Origin of the sequence: Halodesulfovibrio aestuarii DSM 17919 = ATCC 29578 (genome assembly GCF_000384815.1) — a bacterium.
Taxonomy (GTDB): Bacteria; Desulfobacterota; Desulfovibrionia; order Desulfovibrionales; family Desulfovibrionaceae; genus Halodesulfovibrio; species Halodesulfovibrio aestuarii.
Window position 1 is genome coordinate 194,046 of the sequence record NZ_ARQF01000021.1, and the last position, 17,289, is coordinate 211,334.

Genomic DNA, 17,289 nt, shown 5'->3' on the forward strand with positions numbered 1-17,289 from the left:
TTTTAGCTACTGTAAGTGGTTCTTGCAGTAGCTTTTCTGTGTCATAAATGTGCTTTGTATGTCACCGGTTTGTTTTTTCGTTATGTTTTCTAATTATCTGCAGAATATTACCGATATAATACTATACAGAGAGCAGGTAGTTGTTGGGCTTGCCTGCACTAAGCGTTTTTCACTACATCCATTTGGGGACAAAGTATGAGCCAGGATTTTTTAGATCCGGAAATTTTTGCCGATTTTATTATTGAAGCAAAAGAACATCTGGAGACTATCGAGCCGAACTTACTGGAACTTGAAAAAGAACCGGAAGATATCTCGTTATTGAATGAAATCTTTAGGCCGATGCACTCATTAAAAGGTGCATCCGGTTTTCTTGGTCTCAATAAAATGAATACGCTTGCGCACCGTGCTGAGAACATTATGGATGAGTTGCGCAAGGGGGATATGGAAGCTACTCCTGCCATAATGGATGTAATTCTTGAAGCAACTGATGCTCTGCGCAAGATTCTCGATAATCTCGAGAATGAAGGTGAGGAGGGGGACGTGGCGACCGACCCGATTATTCAGACTCTGGATGCGTTGCTTGCAGGTGAAGAGCCTACTCCAGCAACTTCGTCTGTGAATGTGGCTAATGAGCCTGAGCAGGATGTTGCAGTTGAAGATACTCCTCTTGAGGCTGTGCAGGAAGAAAGCTCTATTGAGTTTGATCAAGATGAACTTGAGGTCAGTACCCGAGCCGTCGTGGATATCCCTGAAGGCGAGCCGTATGCGTTAACGTCTTTTGGTGAAGGCCACTTACGCGACTTTATTGAAGAGGCCGCAGAGAATACAGCAGATTTAAGTAATGGCCTTCTTGAACTTGAACAGAATCCAGAAGACAACGATGCTCTTGTAAATGACCTGTTTCGCTTTTTCCATAATCTTAAGGGGAACAGCGGCATTATTGGATTTCAAGAATTAAACAGTCTTACGCACGAAGCAGAAACTCTCCTTAATCGAACCCGTAAAGGTGAGCTTCCTGTGACTCAGGGGCTTATTGATACGTTGCTACGCTGCGTTGATGTTATTGATATTCTTGTAAACAGAATCGATATTGAAACCGGCCAGGTTCCAACGTTTGATCTTTCCGAAATTTTATCTGTATTGCGTCACGCAGTCGAGCATGGTGAGTTCCCAGAAGTTGTTAAGAACACACCTGTCCCAGCTTCTGAGGAAGAATCCGTAGAATGCGTGGAAGAAGTTCCTGAGTATGATAAAGAAGATATGGATATTTTTATCGTGACGATAACTCAGCAGCGTGTCGCAGTCGATCTTGCTGTTAAGGCGTTGGAAAAGGACTCCACGCAAGAAGACTATATTAACAGTCTCTACAGAAGCCTTGTTACAACACAAAATTCGTGCAGCTATATGCAGTACGATAAACCGCGAGTACAGGCAGAGCGTACCGCGGGACTTGTAGATTCCGGTCGTAATGCTGATATGGATTTTGCACTTATGCTTGATCTGTTGCTTCAGGAAATCGAAATTCTGAATGATATGGTCGATGCAGAGTTGGCAGTTTTTAATCTATCTATTGATATAGAAGCTGAATTAAAAGGTGTAGGTGAACCTTCGTCTGGCCCGCAGGATGAATTGGAGATCAGTCTAGAATTGCCGGAATCCGGCAGTGCAGATGCTCCTGTTTCTTTTGTCGCCAATGCTCTTGTGGAAGAGCCTGAGGCGATTAGAGAAGCGTCTAAACCTGTTTCAAAGCCTGCTGCAACTCCAAAAGAAACGCCAAAACAAAAGCAAAATCCAGAGCCGAAACCAAAAGTTAAAGCAGCTCCAGAGACCGCATCTGCTCCAGCTAAGGCGAAAGAGAAGGCTCCTGTAAAACAGCAAAAGCCAAAATCATCCAGTACGATCCGTGTTGATCATGAAAAACTTGATCATTTAATGAACCTAATTGGTGAGTTGATCATTAACCGAAACCGTTACACGATGCTGGCCCGTAATCTTGAAGATGGGAACGATGTAGACATTCAGGAAGTTGCCCAGTCTTTGACTGAAACAACTTACGCAATGGCACGTATTTCAGATGATCTTCAAGATACTATTATGAAGGTTCGCATGGTGCCAGTGTCTTCTGTGTTCTCCCGTTTTCCTCGTCTGGTTCGAGACCTTTCCCGTAAGAGCGGGAAAGAAGTAGACTTGATCATGGAAGGCGAAGAAACAGAATTGGATAAAAGCGTTGTGGAAGTCATCGGAGATCCACTAGTCCACCTTATTCGAAACGCAATGGATCACGGTGTCGAGTCTGAAGAAGATCGTTTAAAGGCTGGTAAGCAGGGCAAAGGTACTGTTCACCTCCGTGCATATTATCGTGGTAACTCCGTAGCCATTGAAATTGAAGATGATGGTAAAGGTATTGATCCGGAAAAAATGCGCGAAGTTGCGATCAAAAAGGGTATCATTAGTCCTGATGAAGCAAAAGTTCTTGATGATCGTGAAGCAATGGAGCTTATTTTTGCGCCGGGATTCTCTTCTGCTGAGACCATTACAGACATTTCTGGGCGAGGCGTTGGTATGGACGTTGTCCGTACTAACATTAAAAACCTTAAAGGAAGCGTTGCTATCCATTCTGAGCTCGGAAAAGGAACTCGCTTTACCTTGACCCTGCCGCTTACTCTGGCGATTATTGATGCTCTTATGGTTAATGTTGCTGGTGAAGCGTTTGCAATTCCGTTGGATGCTGTTTCTGAAACAACCAAAATTGAATCAGCGCGTCTTACTGATGTGAACGGGCGTAAAGCTGTAACCTTGCGTGGTGAAGTGCTTGGACTTGTCTATATGTCAGACTTGTTAGACTTACCGCGTTCTGAAGAAGCAGATGTACTTTCTGTTGTTGTGATCCATGATAACGATAGACGACTGGGGATTGTTGTAGACAAACTTCATGAGCGTCAGGAAATTGTTATTAAGCCGTTGGGTGAATACCTTGGAGATATTAAAGGTATTTCCGGCGCAACCATTATGGGTGACGGTTCTGTAATTCTGATTCTTGATCCGCACGAAATTTACCTGATGGCAACATCTAAAGCTTTGTAACGTTAACGAGCTATAATAAATATTGTAAGAGAGCCTCTTGAAGAGGCTCTCTTTTTTATTACGGGAAAAAGAATTGCAAGGAACCCGTCGGGATAGTATTTGCTTTGCATGTCAGATAGGTACCTAGTTCCAGATGCAACACAGTATCGTGTTGAAGATATCATTAAGAAGAGCCAGTTTATCGTTACTCTGGCGCATACGCCGTCTGTGGAGGAAGCGAAAGCATTTGTGGCTGCTGTAAAAGCTGAGTTCCCTGATGCTACACACAATTGCTGGGCGTATCAGGCCGGGCCTCCCGGAACAACGGCTATGGTCGGTATGAGTGATGATGGTGAACCGCACGGTACAGCAGGGAAGCCTATGCTCAATATGCTGCTGCACGCAGATGTAGGAGAAATTGCAGCTGTCGTTACCCGATATTTTGGTGGAACCAAATTAGGTACTGGCGGACTTGTTCGTGCTTATTCCGGCATGGTAAAGCTTGGTTTGGAAACACTGCCAACCCGTGAAAAGATTACACCAGTGCGGTTTGAAGTCATAATTGATTACAGTGCTGTTACGTTGTTCAAGCGTATGTTGCCAGACTATGAAATCAAAGTGTTGGAAGAATCTTTTGGAGCTGATGCGGCTTTTATAGTTGAAATGCCGAAAGAGCATGCTGAGAGATTTTCAGCCGCAGTTGTTGAGCTTACCAACGGTAATGCTTTGATAGACGATATTACAGACGTATGATTTTGAATAAAAAAAAGCCCTTGCTCGTATGAGCAAGGGCTTTTTTTTATTCAAAATTATCCAGTATACGCGTCTTGATCGACAATCCAGTACAGCTTGCCATTGTGAGGTTGTACACGTTGCGCAGGTAATGTTCTGTCGCTTAAAAGGTTGAGTGCCTTTGTAAGAACTTCGTGTTTTTCTTTTCCCTGAATAAGGAAAACGCAAGCTCGTGCGTTGTTTAGTACTGGTAGAGTTAGAGTAACACGCCATGCTTCCATTTCACGAATATACTGATCTGTGACCAGCCTGTTGGTAATTTCTATACCATCATATCCGGGAAACAAAGATGCTGTATGGCCATCTGATCCCATTCCTAGGAGCATAAAATCAAATCTTGGAATCTCTCCTTCACTAAGCTGAAAATGCCTGCGTAGTAGACTTTCGTATTCGTCAGCAGCGTCCTGCGAATTGATTTCGCCTTTCATTCTATAGAAATGGGTTGCCGATACCTTATGCAACAGCTCTTCTTTTGCAAGTCGATAGTTAGACTGCTGATCATCCGGCCCTACACATCGTTCATCAACCCAGTAGAAGTTAACTTTTTCCCATGGAATACCAGAACAAAACTGTGATAGCGCAAGTGTTTCAAAAAAGAGTGTAGGTGTTCGGCCACCGGAAAGTGCAACATTATATTCTCCACGTTGTGCGATAGCATCGTGACAGCGTTCAACAAATATTTTTGCAGCATGGCGGGCAAGGGCTTGCGGTGATTCTGTAACAGAAAGAGTCAGGTCAATTGTCTTAGTCATAGTGCCTCCGTATTGCTCAGCAATGGCGCGGCTAAGATGGGCACCGCAACCATTGAACGTGTGTTATACGGCATGGTTGCATACTTTGTTTACGATTAAAACGGTTTTATTGTTCTAATGTGTCTTTTCGGGGCAGGAAAGTTGTTCTTAAGAATTTTGAACTGAAAAAATTCATCGGGTTTTGGGCTATTACGTCAGGAATGATGTGGTACCATCGATACCCAAGTTCCTTAAAGTATGTCGCAGCAAGGTGTCGGTGCCCAGTTTCTTTGGCTGCAAGCAGGGCAGCATCGCGCTGACACCGTGAGGTGGAAACTAGCTTGAGGATACGCGGAGTGAATCCTCTGCGTGAGAAGATAGCTTTGATTCTTTTGAACTCTCTAAAGCGGGAAAAGGCGTCTGCTTGGCATAAAATAACACCCCATCCCAAAAGTGCAGAAAGAGTAAAAAGGACAATTGCGTAGAGCGGAACCCCGTCATTCAGGATAAAATGTGCCTCAATGTAAAGTGTTGTAGCTACAAACAACAATGTTAGCGCGGTTGCGTGTGGAAAAGGTGCAACTTTAATGTATCGAATGATAGTTGTGTATAATGGGGTTCGCACTGTTGTAGTTCCTGTGTCATGCTTACATGTAATTTACTAGTGGAAAAAACTTGTTAAGATATATTGTAATATAAGTCATGTGGTAGGAAGCAATAATTGAAAGATAATGAAGAAGTTACATAAACAAAGAAAATTGTATAACTGAGTACATTCTATACAGCATTCTTTGTGTTGCATTATAGTAAGATAAAAATCCTATTATGATAGGTTAAGGGGCAGCACATGAAACAAGTTAATGCTAGATTAGATATTATTGAAAAAATTAAGACTGAATATAACGCAACGGGTGCAATACATATTGATTCTGAAGATATAAAGCTCAACAAAGATGGAAAGGATGCATTGTATAAGAGTGCTGAAACATTAGCGGAAAGATTAGGTATGCATAGCCATAGTCTACAACAGCATCTTTATAATAATATATATTATATTGAACCAGCAGGGCCTCTTGTTGTGGCCATATCTTTACCAGAGCAAAAAATTGAAATGTTTGCGCAGATGCCTCAATCAATGTGGTCGTTTAAATTAAACAACAGGTTCGTAAACTAAAAAAATATCCCTCATACATATTGGGTAGTACCTGAACGTAATATGTATTGGCGGGCTGTTCAAGCGCGGAGATAGTATGCGATTATCAATGAGACAATACTATTTAGCAAAAAAATTGCAAACACAGCGGTTTGGGGAAATAGCCGTTCCTGTTGATCCTGAGCAGATTCTTTTGCACCATGAGGCTACAGCCGTAGTTCGGTCCGCAGCAGATCGGGTGGTAAGTGAATCGGCAGTAACGCGAGAAGAAATTATTTCCCGTTTGTTTGATAATGTGTTCAGGCTGGAACCGTCAGACACGTTAATGTTACTTATTGAGTTGCCAAGGTATGATATTGAATTTTACGTGGAGTTACCAAGCGCGTTGTGGAACTTTCGATGACACTTTTTTTGTGCGGAGAAACAGAGACTTTACGAATGTGGTTCCCTACGGTAGAAGCAGACCTCTTGGAGGTCTAAGATGGTTACAGATCATATACATGAATTGGAAGTTGAAGAGAGCGAAGAGTACATAAGCCGATCAGAAAAGAAGCGTCGCAGCACAGCTATCCAGAAAATTGGTGAAGAGTTGGCGTCTTTTCCGATCAGCGCAATTCGTTCGTTTAACCTTCCTCCTGCGTTACTGCAGGAATACGAAGAACTGCATAAGATTACGAAACACGAAGCTAAGCGCCGTAAAATGCAATATATCGGTAAAATGCTTCGTGAGGTTGACATAGAGCCAATTAGAGCACGTATTGAGGAAGTACAAGAGGGCAAGGCTGCTGTTGCTGCTGACTTTCATCACTTGGAACGTTTGCGTGAACGTTTAATTCAAGGCGACAAAGAGGCAATGGACGCAGTGCTTGAATTGTACCCGGATGTGGATATTCAAAAACTGCGTCAGCTTGTACGTAATACAAAAAAAGAGATGGAAAAGCAGAAGCCTTTGAAATCTTCTAAGTTATTATTTCGTTATCTGCGTGAGCTCGAACAAGGCTAACAACGTTTTTTGTACACAGATTGTTGTGCATAAAAATACCCCGAAAGTAGTTCTTTCGGGGTATTTTTTTGTATAGTCACTTGAATTGCGGAGTGTGATGGAATCTCTCTGTTATGGGTGTTGAACTGCCTGAAATGCCTGATAGCTGTATTTGGCTACAGAAATGATTTCAGATAATGCCGGATAGCTGTCCAGCCAGTTTACCTTTTTCTGTCTCGAGGGATGCCGCCGGGCAGGGGCACCTACAATTCTCTTATATAAAAGCTTTGCTTTTTCTTCGTGGCCCTGCTCATAGAGTTTTTTGCATATTCCTTTGGCAGCCTGTTGAGGAGCTCTTGTAAACATGCAGGCGCGTGAAATTTGTTGATGCAGATGTACTCCGGGGCTTAACTTCTCACCATGCAAATAGGCAGAAGCTGCGTTACCAAAATCCCCTTCCTGCAGAAGTGACTTTGCAGTGGCGTACAGAGGGTTGTCTTTTTGATGAGCCTCACAGAGTGGTTTGAGAGCATTCGCTGCTCCTTCGTAATCATGCTGTGCCATGAAAATTTCACCTGCAGTATTAAGCTCTTGTATGTATTGCTCGGTGTCTCTTTTACCTTTCCATGCCTTAGCACGCCCGACGTAGGCTGCGCCGTGTCTGGGATTAAGGGCAATGGCTTGGGAAAACGTTTCGATCGCGCTGTCCCAGTGGTGATTTTTCAGTAGTTTTTTCCCGCGTTCGCAAATGGTTTCTGCTGTGTCTGGCTCGGGTTTCAGTATTACTTGAGCTTCGTTGCTGCTCTGTGGTTGAGCTGCTGCTGGAATAGCCACACCATACGTATTGCGTACCGCATGAATTACCTGCTGTACCAGTCCATCCATAGTATACGGACGGGCTAAAAATGATGAGTACCCAAGAGTGAGGGTTCGCATCACAAAATCTTTGGTCGGGGAAGTAGAAACGGCAAGAACTGGAATAGATATTTGTGCTCGAATACTTTTAAGCTTATCTATTAAATACTGAGCATCGCCGTCTTTCATTTGAGCGCCGCAGATTATTATGTCAAATGATTCTATTTCACCTGACTGAGCCTTGGATAGTGAGCGGAATGTTCCAGAGACAGAGTCTACTATTAGTGCACTGCGAACTCCAATGCGAAACAGCATTTTTCTGTCTAATGCGGCTTCTGCACTGTTTCCGTTGATGATGAGTGCATGTTCAGGTTTTTTGGGTGTGCTCATGTAGCGCCTCTATGGTGTGCCTTAACAACGTAGGTTTAATGGGTCTGTGCTGGGGAAACGTACTGAAGAAATTAGTCGTGAATCGCCTGTTTTTCAGTGATGGACTCGTCAAATTCGTCAGAGGACGTAGCATGGGCATGCAGGGGAATTACTTTGCCCATTGTTCTCTCTCTCTGTTGTGTCTGGCGAGACGGGTGAACATTGTATTGTTTGCCGCAGCGCCAGCATATTTTTTTTGTGTTGCCATGAGGCAGTCGCACAAGCATCCCTTCGTCTTTGCAACATTCTGCGCAAAATGGACCGTGCCGAACACTGCCAGTCTTTAACCAATAGTAATTCCCGTCAAAAATAAGGTTCTTGGAAAAATGAAGAATGTCATCATATTCTTTGACCTGAATTTTGAGCGAGGATACTTGGTCGCAAAGCGAAATATATTTGGATTGAAGTTCCTTCAATAGATGCTTTGCTTCGCGGTTTTTTCCTTTCAAAAAAAGTTCGCTAACTTCTTTGAATTTAGAGTAGTCGAGCATTAACTGCCCCTTATGCAAGTTGTATGTTGTCTTACAACTGCTATCGGTCTGTAAGGAGAAATCTTTAAAAAACGGGAGTAGTTAAGCATTAGACTCTTATTAGATTTATCCTTCTGTACAATTAGTAAAGGCTCGAAGTCAACGAAGATGCTTGATATGCAAAGAAAAAGTAAGTTTGTCGAGGTATGCTGGATATGAAAAGGCCGCACAGTGAGGTGCGGCCTTTTTTTCTATGTGGTGGCTAGTGACTTGTGAATTTGCGTTCGAATTCTACAAACTCTGTTTCAAGGTCCCACTGTTTGCTTGCTTTTGGACTTTCTGTCAGAAATTTCTGGCATAGGCCCGTTTTTTTGTTGGTTAAAGAGTCGCTGCATTCATCGCTCATGATGTATGGGCTTACACTTTTCCATAAGCTTTTCCCTGGAAGCAGACTGTATTCAAGGCTGTTACGAATCAGTGTTTTCAGGTCGGTATAAGAAAGGTTGTAGTTATGTGCGGCGTGTACATATTCGTTGGTAATATCAATACGTGTTATCCCGCCATTTTCGGTTACAAGAACAACCGGTACTTTGTATTTTTGTAAAACCGGAAATGGGTTGTCCGATACCGAAATGGAACGCTCGACTTCTTCACAGGTAAAGGCAATTTCGACTGGGATTTTTTTGTCAGACAATTTTTTTAGTAATTCAAATGAATTATTTTCAAACATGATTGCAGAGCCATGGCTGATGCGTGTGGCACCTCCTGTGGTAACCGCCGTGCGTATTCTATCCTTAAACTTTGTTGGTTGAATCATGCCGAAGTCAAGATAGCCAGCAGTGATGATGGTCTTTACATTCGAAAATTCTGCCATGTTCTTCAGCGCCTGTATCATTTCAAGCTGCAGTTTATAGTCTCGTAGTGCAACCGGATGCTCTTCATCACCGGTAAGGGCAACGCCAACAAATCGAGAATCAGCAACCGCTGTTTTAAACGCGTAGATAAGTTTGGCAAAAACGACAGAAGGCGTTTGCGTGCGGTCAACACTGGCAATCATGCGAACCATAACAGCCTTTGTGGTGTCATTTTTTATATATTTTTCTGCGCCTGTCATAAATGATGTGAGGTGGTCTTTTTCTGTTTTAACAGATGTCATAGCCGGGATAGAAGAGAGTGCAGTGTACATTTCATCCAGAGTGCCTTTCCATTCTATCTTGGCCGCGTCACGTTCAAGTTCTGATGGTGTCCATGGCATCAGTACTTCAAGATAGCTGAGGTGCTGATATGCTGCGTTTTTTATGACCGCACCAAGAAGGTACCCGAACTGGTCAGGAGTGAGGGCGTTCAGAGAAGTGACTTTTTGTTTTGTATTAAGCGAAGAGGAAGAAAGTTCTTTAATGGCGTTCTGGTAGTTCTTTTCTGTTTCAAAGAATTTCTTAGCCGGTGACGTGCCCGGAGGGCATACCCCGTTCAGAGGAGGGACAGCAAAGTAACTGGGCAGAGTAATGCAATAGTTTTCTTTTTCTGCAAGCAATAGGTACTCTTCAGGGTAAATTGATTCTTTTAATCTGACGCGAAGGTCGCCGCCCTTTGGCATACCGGATACAAAACCACGCAACGTCAGTGGATTTGTACGAATCGTTTCATAAAATGCTTGTGTACTTTTTTCGTTTGCAGAGCTTGATTGCTTTGCAAATACAGGAGAGGTTGTCAGTAGAAGCAGGAATGTCAGTGCAGAAGCAAGAATGTTTTGAGCAGAATTCATAAAAAACTCCTGAGAGCAAAAGGTGCTGGCAAGTGGTTACAACATCATCATTTTGGAAATGATCATACGTGAGTTGTTTTCTGTTTGCTGATATTGTTCTTTAGACATTCCCGCGCCAAGAGCAATGGCACGTCGTCTATCTTTATTAATAAAGTCATATCCTCGATAGCCACCGTTGTTAATAATAAGTGGGGCTCCGGTCATGTCTGCCACTTTAGCAATATGGCCGTTAGTTAATGCGTGTTCGGCTCGGGTGGTAATTTCAAGGTAAACGTTTTTTTCTGCTGCAAGTACTGCTTCCTGTTCTGTAATAAGGCCGGGGTGAGCAAGGTAGTCTGCACCGCCTTCAATTGCAGCGAGATTAGTTCCTTCATCCACAATATCGGCAAGCGTTTGTCCATGTACGCATATAATTTGTGCTCCCAATTCTCGTGCTTCTGTGATGGTATCCGGAATGAGTTGAGGAGGGATATGCGTAAGCTCAACACCGGCATATAAATCAATGCCGGAATATAAAGAGTAGGTGCGGATCATGGGGAGAAGGCTTTCCAGCACTTGCCGCATGTTGGTTGCATCTACATGCTCGGTAAAAGCAATAGCACGATACCCTGCTGCCTTGGCAAACCGCATGGCTGCTGCGGGTGTCTGCTTTCCCATACTAAGCGAAGTATGAACATGAAGGTCAATCATTATCTAAGATCCTGTTGTTTGAATGCGTTTGGGAGTTGGGTATAGTGTGCAATAAACGCAACACGTTATTCTATACGGGGATGCAGGGCTCTTTGTCCATAAAGAGCTTACCCACAATTGTATATGCAATTACAGCAGGAGGTCGATTAATAGTATAGGTGCTTGAGACGGTATATGGTCTAATTATAATTTTGATAAAATTTCCTTGCGCATACATAGTGAATGGTATAGAAGAAAATTTATTAATGAGAATAATTACTATTTAGATAAGGAGCATATAGATGAGTAAGCTTAAGGGCACAAAAACAGAGAAAAATATCCTAACAGCATTCGCTGGTGAATCTCAGGCTCGCAACCGGTATGATTATTTTGCAGGTGTCGCAAATAAAGAAGGGTATGTTCAGATTTCTAAAATTTTTGAGGAAACTGCATTACAAGAAAAAGCTCATGCCAAGCGCCTGTTCAAATTTTTGGAAGGAAGTGAAGTTGAAATCACTGCGGCATTTCCTGCCGGTATTATAGCAGATACTGTAACTAACCTTAAAGAATCTGCTGCAGGCGAACGTCATGAGTACATGGAAATGTACCCTGAATTTGCAGAGATCGCTGCGCAGGAAGGGTTTCCTGTCGTTGCAGCTACTATGAAGTCCATTGCAATTGCAGAGAAACATCACGAGCAGCGTTACCTTGCTATGATGAACTCTATTGAGAATGGTGATATTTTTAAAAAAGCAAAGCCTGCTGCTTGGCGTTGTATTAACTGTGGCTATGTTCATGAAGGGTTAGCAGCTCCCGAAGTTTGCCCGGCCTGTAATCATCCGCAAAAATATTTTGAAGTGCGTCTCGAAAAATTCTTTATGCCATAATGGCTTGAGAGTTATATGAGTGCGCGCCATGCGTGCTATTTTAAAAAAGTAATAAAAAAGGTGAGTGGGATATGTACCACTCACCTTTTTTATTACTTTTTTGAACCGCCTGTTGCGATTCGGTCTTCAACAGCTTTCAGCAGCTCTTTTTTAAGATCCGGACGTTGCCGGACTGTTAAATATGCTTCAATAAAAATTTCTGATTCCTCTATGTTGGCATCATAATGCCTACAAAAGAGACTATGCAACACCGCATGGTTCGTGCGCTTTGTCGTTAAGAAACGCCATGGGTAGAAGCTGTCAAAGTCAAAAAAATGCAGGTCATATGTGTTGCCGTTTGGACGGACAGAAATATTTTTGTCAGTATCTTCTGTGTAGATTCCAAGATTATGCAATTCTGCCATTTTTTTCCCGAATAGGATAAAAAATGCATTACGTTGTTCTTGTGTGAAGTCATGAAGCATTTCACGGAAGTCATAGAAGTAGATATCTGTTTCTTTAAGTTTGCGCGTAAAGAGAACAGATTCTGTACCCGGATGAAACCTGTCGCCGGACAATAGCGCTAACGGTTCTGTTGTTGGGATGTTGTTTTGCATCAGGTAGCACATTGTGCTGAAGTTGCGACGGGCTTCAGAAAAAAAGAAGCAATGCAGCAGGGTATGTTTGTAATCGTTTCGGGTGTAGATTTTCGGGAAAATCTCAATACCATCGACAACGAATGAAATATCGTGAAGTGCTTCACGCTTTTTATTTTTTGAATGAAATTTTTTTGGGAGTGCTGAAGAGCGAATTTTCGACCATTGAGTCTTAAGTTCTTCAATAAATGCGTCAGAAATCTGTGGCGCAACACGCCAGACGTTCGTGTCGTCTGCAATTGCTCTTCCGTTGAAAAGCGCATTTATATTTTTGAGCGTTGTGGCTAATGGAGAGTCTGGTCTACTCATGTGTGTTCACCTGTTATGTCTGTAATCTATAATGGTTGTGGGGTCATACCACAAACAAGTATGAAAGGGTAGGTTGGCTTTTGTTGATAAAAAACAAGATGTTATTGTGTTTTTGTAAAGTTAGCGTATAGGCGGTGTTGTGACGTTGATTAGTATTATGCCTATAACCATGAGCAGAATTGGTGGAATGATGCGCGGGCTAAGATGCACGTGGAAAAATATGCGATCTACAATGAAGCTGCCTACAATGCCGCCTACCCCCCACAGTGCGTATGCAACTGACAGGTGAAAATATGAAAGGGCAGGTTTGAGCATTAAAAATGCGCAGATTACAAGGACAATAGAAAGAATTCCCCAGCGTTTTAAAGAGAATCCCCGAGAGCGTTTGATGGCCCAGTTAGCTGCAATGTCTAAAACAACTGAGCTGAGAATCCAGAATAGAGCATTAGTCATTAGAGTGCCTCACTACTTGATGCAGCCATATAAGGCCTGTAAGCACACAGCCAATGCCGATAAGTTTGAGAGGTGGCATTGGCTCATTGAACAACAAAAAACTTGTCATTGCCACTAACGCCAGTCCGACACCTTCCCAGCATGTGTACGCAATCCCCAGAGGGATACGCAGTACCGCTTTTGATAAGAGGAAATAGGACAGAGCGATAAAGGTGCTGGTGGCCAATAGGCCGGCTTGCCCGTAGTGAACATCATCAAATGCTTTAAGTGATGTTGTTCCAGCCGTTTCACTGAGAATTGCTGCCAATAAGAATAGCCAGTATCGAAGCATAATTCCTCCTGACGTTTGTGTCTGTGCAGGAATAGCCTTTTTTTTGGGATGATAGTTCATTGAGATAATCCAGAACGATGAGATATGAGATGTAGAGGGAGCCGAGGCGTCAACGAGGTATGAAATATCTGTAGGAAGCGACTATTATCCGATGCTTGGCAAAGGTAAATGAAAATAATGCATAAAAAAGCGCCCTATAAGGTAGAGCGCTTTTTGCTACATTCTATATTTGGTGTCCGGCTGCATTTTTTTTAGCAGGTCAGTAAGAGACTCGTCATCTCTTTTAGGGTCAGTAACTTGTGCGACACGCCTTGAGTCTTCCAGCGTCTTTTGACTGTCCTGTGCGGAACGCATCATTTGCGCTGCACCGTCTGTTGCTGGATCGTGTGGCTGCGGGGAATGTCCGGTTGCCGTGTCAGTTGTTTCCAAAACTGTTCTAGACACAAGAATTGGTATTCCTGCGCGCAGGGCAAGTGCCACGGCATCAGATGGTCTACAGTCTATCCGACTGCGCCTGCCGCCCATATCAACATCTAATTCAGCAAAGTATGTTCCGTTTTCAACGCGAACTATGTCTACCCCAAGTAGCTGAGCACCTAGTTCCTCTATGCTGTGGAGCATAAGGTCATGTGTCAGGGGGCGTGGAACTTCCACTTGATTCAGGAAGATGGAAATGGCCATTGCCTCCATTGCACCTATCCAGATATTCAGCATTCTCTCGCCTGCTAGATCTTTCAGAATAAGTATCGGGGCTCGGGTTTTTTTATCAAGCGAAAGTCCGGCGACTTCCATTCTTACCATGTGTCTCCTGCCTTTTCAGCAATGAGAGAGTGTCTGGTGGCTTTGACGACAGTTACAGGAAGAACTTTTCCTGTAACGTCTTCGCCTTCTGGCAGTGTAACGATCACCAACTGACCATATATATCCCGACCTTGCCAAGACACGCCCTCTGTTCCGGGATGTCTGCTGACTCCTTCGAAAAGAATGTCCAGTTTTTTACCTACCATGGATTGAAGGATACGTTCAGTATTATCAGTCTGCCAGGCTTGATAGCGTGCAAGACGGTCTTGCATTACTTTCTTTTCCACTTTCTCCGGAAGCATCTCGGCCTTTGTTCCCGGACGATCAGAGTAGTTGAAAGAAAAACTTTGTGCGTAGTCCACAATCTTTGCAATGCGCATAGTCTCAAGGAAATCTTCTTCTGTTTCTCCCGGAAAGCCGATGATCATGTCAGTCGTTAATTGGATGTCAGGGCGAACAGCTTTAAGTTTCTCGACAATGGTCAGGTATTTTTTGATATCGTATTTACGGCCCATTTTTTTCAAAATGGTATCAGAACCGGACTGTAGCGGCAGATGGAGGCGTGGGCAAAGCACATCCAGTTTACCAAATGCTTCAATAACTTCATCAGCAATATCTTTAGGGTGTGATGTCACAAAACGTAGACGCTTAAGTCCGTCAAGTTCTGCAATTTTGTACAGCAGCTCCGTAAAGGAAGTTCCGTCTCCATGGCTGTCTTGTCCGAAGGAGTTTACGTTTTGTCCGAGCAGCGTAATTTCACGAGTGCCGCGGGAAAGTAGATCCTTACATTCATCAATAATTGCCTGAGTAGGACGAGATTTCTGGCGCCCTCGGGTGTACGGAACAATGCAGTATGCGCAGAAGTTATCACAGCCGGTCATAATATTAACGAAACTGGAAACAGGAGCTTCTGAATCGCTCCAGTTTCCATCGCGATCTGGATACTCTTCGGAAAAATCAAGAAGGCTCATGCGTAAGGATGGGTCATCAACAAGACGGTCAAGTGCCTGCGGTGCAGAAGAGAGGCCATCTGTGCCAAAAACAAGACGAACTTGCTTGAACCGTTTGAAAAACCCACGGCCAACCTGCTGTGCAACACAGCCGCCTACGGCAACAATGACATCCTCGCGGCCTTTGGTCATGACATTGATACGGCCTAAAAGGCTATATACTTTCTGCTCGGGTTTTTCTCGGACAGAACATGTATTTACGATGAAAACAGAAGCATCTTCCGGATTTTCACATTCCGTAAAGCCTCTGGATGCCAGAGTACGTTTCAGCCAGTCAGAATCGCTGACGTTCATTTGACAGCCGAAAGTCATTATATGAAATTTACGTTCAATCATAAAAGTATCTCGTTATCGTCCGTGCTTGCAGACGGGCAGTGTATTATTGAGGAGAGTTGTTGAGTTATTCGTCGCGGAATCGTTCCGGTACTGGTTCTCCCGGTGCACGCATTCCGCCAATGGCAAAAAGTGCCATAGGAATAATCAGACAAAGGATTCCCCAGAAGAAAGGATTACGTCCTTTTTTGTGGGCAAAGATAGCCCCGATAATTCCTGCGACAGACCATATAAGAAACATGTAGATATATCCGGTATTGGAAAAATCAAGTGCCAGCATATCGTTCATGAACACTCTCCGTAAAAGGTATCGTTGCCGCGTGAATGCGGTGAGTATCAATACGGTATAACAGTTGCGGGTGCAAGTGGAGCCGTTTGTATTTCCTATTGGCATGGTCGGAATTACACGATATACCAGATAGGTATAATTATTTGGTGCTCTTTATGTTCTGCCGAGTATCACATTCTACAAGTTGGAGAAGAAAATTATGGCAACAATCAAAGTGTCCGGAATGAAAAGTCCTGATTGCGCTGCAACCATATCTGAAGTTGTTAAAACTGCTGACGGTGTCGAAGTGGTTAACGTTAATTACGCAACAGGTGAAGTAACTTATGGCCCAACAGAGTGTGTTGATCCTGCAATTATCGAAGAAATGATCAAAGAGGCTGGCTACGAACCGGAAGGTAATTAGTTCGAGCTGCAAGGCAGAAGAGGTCTATGAAGGCGGCTTGAATTTTTTGAGTGAATCATATGGCTTCTTACTATTGATCACGGTGTGAGAGTTGACACATCTTGTCCATGCCTTTTGCCGTTTCAGAAGTGCGTTTAATGATACGGCTCCAACATTTTTCTGCGGAGTTGTTGATTCTCATCAACTCATCCCAAGAATATAAAGGCTTAGAAGGATTACCTTCTAAGCCTTTTTTGAGGAATATAAAAAAATGCAGAAATCAAATCTGGTGGTTGGAATGCATCGGTTCGGGCAAAAAGAATTCTTTTTGAATGTATTTCTAGCAGTTCAACAAAAGGGCCTTGTTTTTTGCTGTTTCATACTCCAGAAAAAACTTTTCACCTCGAGAAATGGATGCTTTCATAGAGTGGATTGAGTGTTCAGTGCCCAACCTCTCTGTACGTGCTATACCTGTGAATACATGGATTGAAGTTTGATGAGATGGCGTTTTTCCTCCTGAATACATTCGCGAATAGCTTCTTTTTCGGAATCCGGAACAAAGTCTTCCATCTCAATAAAAAACAGCAGGGTGTCCTTTTCAAAGCTCATGGCCATTCGTATGGCCTCTTTTTCATCTTCCATTATGGCCACTCTTTTTTCCACAGCCTCGTCGGAGAAAAGGGCATGTGATTCGATCAGTCCTTGGATGTACGCACCGAATTCTTCGCTTGTGGCCCATGCTGGTAACTCGATTTGACCGAGCCGATCTGTGAGAGCCTGAAAGATTCCCTGATGTCTAGTTTCTTCAATAGCCAGATAGTGGAATAGTTCACGTGTTTTTTGGGTCTTGGCGGCCTCTTCCAGACGCAGATAAAATTCTCGGCCTTTTTTTTCTATTTCTACTGCAATCTTGGCTATTTCGTTAGCTCGGAAAAAACTTGCCATGATAT

General features: G+C 43.3%; 20 protein-coding genes. 7 read left to right on the top strand and 13 right to left on the bottom strand.

The annotated features are described in order from the left end of the window. The first annotated feature begins 195 nt into the window (after positions 1-195). Positions 196-3,084, top strand: coding sequence for a chemotaxis protein CheA (locus tag F461_RS0111550; protein ID WP_020001321.1), 2,889 nt, complete (start codon positions 196-198; stop codon positions 3,082-3,084). Positions 3,085-3,192: 108 nt separating this feature from the next. After that, complete coding sequence (locus tag F461_RS0111555) at positions 3,193-3,816, top strand: YigZ family protein (protein WP_020001322.1); 624 nt, start codon at positions 3,193-3,195, stop codon at positions 3,814-3,816. A gap of 56 nt (positions 3,817-3,872) precedes the next feature. Here the strand turns inward: F461_RS0111555 and pgl are convergent, their stop codons facing one another. Further along, positions 3,873-4,607: a 6-phosphogluconolactonase gene (gene pgl / locus F461_RS0111560; protein WP_020001323.1), complete on the bottom strand. Its 735-nt coding sequence runs from the start codon at positions 4,605-4,607 to the stop codon at positions 3,873-3,875. Between the two features lie 106 nt (positions 4,608-4,713). Next, complete coding sequence (locus tag F461_RS0111565) at positions 4,714-5,211, bottom strand: hypothetical protein (RefSeq protein WP_020001324.1); 498 nt, start codon at positions 5,209-5,211, stop codon at positions 4,714-4,716. Positions 5,212-5,433: 222 nt separating this feature from the next. Between F461_RS0111565 and F461_RS0111570 the strand changes: the two genes are divergently transcribed. The 3 genes from F461_RS0111570 to yjgA all read left to right on the top strand — a co-directional run bounded on the left by F461_RS0111570 (position 5,434) and on the right by yjgA (position 6,742). Continuing rightward, positions 5,434-5,760 (top strand): hypothetical protein, encoded by a 327-nt coding sequence (locus F461_RS0111570; protein WP_020001325.1) that lies wholly within the window; start codon positions 5,434-5,436, stop codon positions 5,758-5,760. 76 nt (positions 5,761-5,836) lie between these two features. Further along, complete coding sequence (locus tag F461_RS0111575; RefSeq protein WP_020001326.1) at positions 5,837-6,142, top strand: hypothetical protein; 306 nt, start codon at positions 5,837-5,839, stop codon at positions 6,140-6,142. 78 nt (positions 6,143-6,220) lie between these two features. Further along, positions 6,221-6,742 (top strand): ribosome biogenesis factor YjgA, encoded by a 522-nt coding sequence (gene yjgA / locus F461_RS0111580; RefSeq protein WP_020001327.1) that lies wholly within the window; start codon positions 6,221-6,223, stop codon positions 6,740-6,742. A gap of 111 nt (positions 6,743-6,853) precedes the next feature. Here the strand turns inward: yjgA and F461_RS0111585 are convergent, their stop codons facing one another. The 4 genes from F461_RS0111585 to F461_RS0111600 all read right to left on the bottom strand — a co-directional run bounded on the left by F461_RS0111585 (position 6,854) and on the right by F461_RS0111600 (position 10,930). Continuing rightward, entirely contained in the window at positions 6,854-7,966 is a 1,113-nt protein-coding gene (locus F461_RS0111585) for a response regulator (RefSeq protein ID WP_020001328.1), read from the bottom strand. A 71-nt stretch (positions 7,967-8,037) separates the two neighbouring features. Further along, positions 8,038-8,496 (bottom strand): hypothetical protein, encoded by a 459-nt coding sequence (locus F461_RS18735; RefSeq protein ID WP_020001329.1) that lies wholly within the window; start codon positions 8,494-8,496, stop codon positions 8,038-8,040. 241 nt (positions 8,497-8,737) lie between these two features. Beyond that, positions 8,738-10,240: an amidohydrolase family protein gene (locus F461_RS0111595; protein ID WP_020001330.1), complete on the bottom strand. Its 1,503-nt coding sequence runs from the start codon at positions 10,238-10,240 to the stop codon at positions 8,738-8,740. 36 nt (positions 10,241-10,276) lie between these two features. Beyond that, positions 10,277-10,930 (bottom strand): histidinol phosphate phosphatase domain-containing protein, encoded by a 654-nt coding sequence (locus tag F461_RS0111600; protein WP_020001331.1) that lies wholly within the window; start codon positions 10,928-10,930, stop codon positions 10,277-10,279. Positions 10,931-11,211: 281 nt separating this feature from the next. Between F461_RS0111600 and rbr the strand changes: the two genes are divergently transcribed. Then, positions 11,212-11,796, top strand: coding sequence for a rubrerythrin (rbr, locus tag F461_RS0111605; RefSeq protein WP_020001332.1), 585 nt, complete (start codon positions 11,212-11,214; stop codon positions 11,794-11,796). A 92-nt stretch (positions 11,797-11,888) separates the two neighbouring features. Here rbr and F461_RS0111610 read toward each other — a convergent pair whose 3' ends face one another. The 6 genes from F461_RS0111610 to F461_RS0111635 all read right to left on the bottom strand — a co-directional run bounded on the left by F461_RS0111610 (position 11,889) and on the right by F461_RS0111635 (position 15,957). After that, positions 11,889-12,740, bottom strand: coding sequence for a hypothetical protein (locus tag F461_RS0111610; protein WP_020001333.1), 852 nt, complete (start codon positions 12,738-12,740; stop codon positions 11,889-11,891). A 120-nt stretch (positions 12,741-12,860) separates the two neighbouring features. Continuing rightward, positions 12,861-13,193, bottom strand: coding sequence for an SMR family transporter (locus F461_RS0111615; protein WP_020001334.1), 333 nt, complete (start codon positions 13,191-13,193; stop codon positions 12,861-12,863). Continuing rightward, positions 13,186-13,524 (bottom strand): DMT family transporter, encoded by a 339-nt coding sequence (locus F461_RS0111620; RefSeq protein ID WP_020001335.1) that lies wholly within the window; start codon positions 13,522-13,524, stop codon positions 13,186-13,188. Before F461_RS0111620 ends, F461_RS0111615 begins: the two co-directional genes overlap by 8 nt. A 216-nt stretch (positions 13,525-13,740) precedes the next feature. Then, on the bottom strand, positions 13,741-14,325 hold the full coding sequence (locus F461_RS0111625) for a bifunctional nuclease family protein (RefSeq protein WP_020001336.1): 585 nt from the start codon (positions 14,323-14,325) through the stop codon (positions 13,741-13,743). Beyond that, positions 14,319-15,671, bottom strand: coding sequence for a tRNA (N6-isopentenyl adenosine(37)-C2)-methylthiotransferase MiaB (gene miaB, locus F461_RS0111630; protein ID WP_020001337.1), 1,353 nt, complete (start codon positions 15,669-15,671; stop codon positions 14,319-14,321). The genes F461_RS0111625 and miaB overlap by 7 nt, the downstream gene beginning before the upstream one ends. Before the next feature lie 64 nt (positions 15,672-15,735). Next, positions 15,736-15,957, bottom strand: coding sequence for a hypothetical protein (locus F461_RS0111635; RefSeq protein WP_020001338.1), 222 nt, complete (start codon positions 15,955-15,957; stop codon positions 15,736-15,738). A 199-nt stretch (positions 15,958-16,156) separates the two neighbouring features. On the opposite strand from F461_RS0111635, the gene F461_RS0111640 reads away from it, so the two are divergent. Further along, positions 16,157-16,360, top strand: coding sequence for a heavy-metal-associated domain-containing protein (locus tag F461_RS0111640; RefSeq protein ID WP_020001339.1), 204 nt, complete (start codon positions 16,157-16,159; stop codon positions 16,358-16,360). A 444-nt stretch (positions 16,361-16,804) separates the two neighbouring features. On the opposite strand, the gene F461_RS0111650 is transcribed toward F461_RS0111640, so the two are convergent. Beyond that, a complete protein-coding gene (locus F461_RS0111650; RefSeq protein WP_020001341.1) occupies positions 16,805-17,284 on the bottom strand; it encodes a ferritin-like domain-containing protein in 480 nt (159 codons plus the stop codon). Positions 17,285-17,289 lie beyond the last annotated feature (5 nt).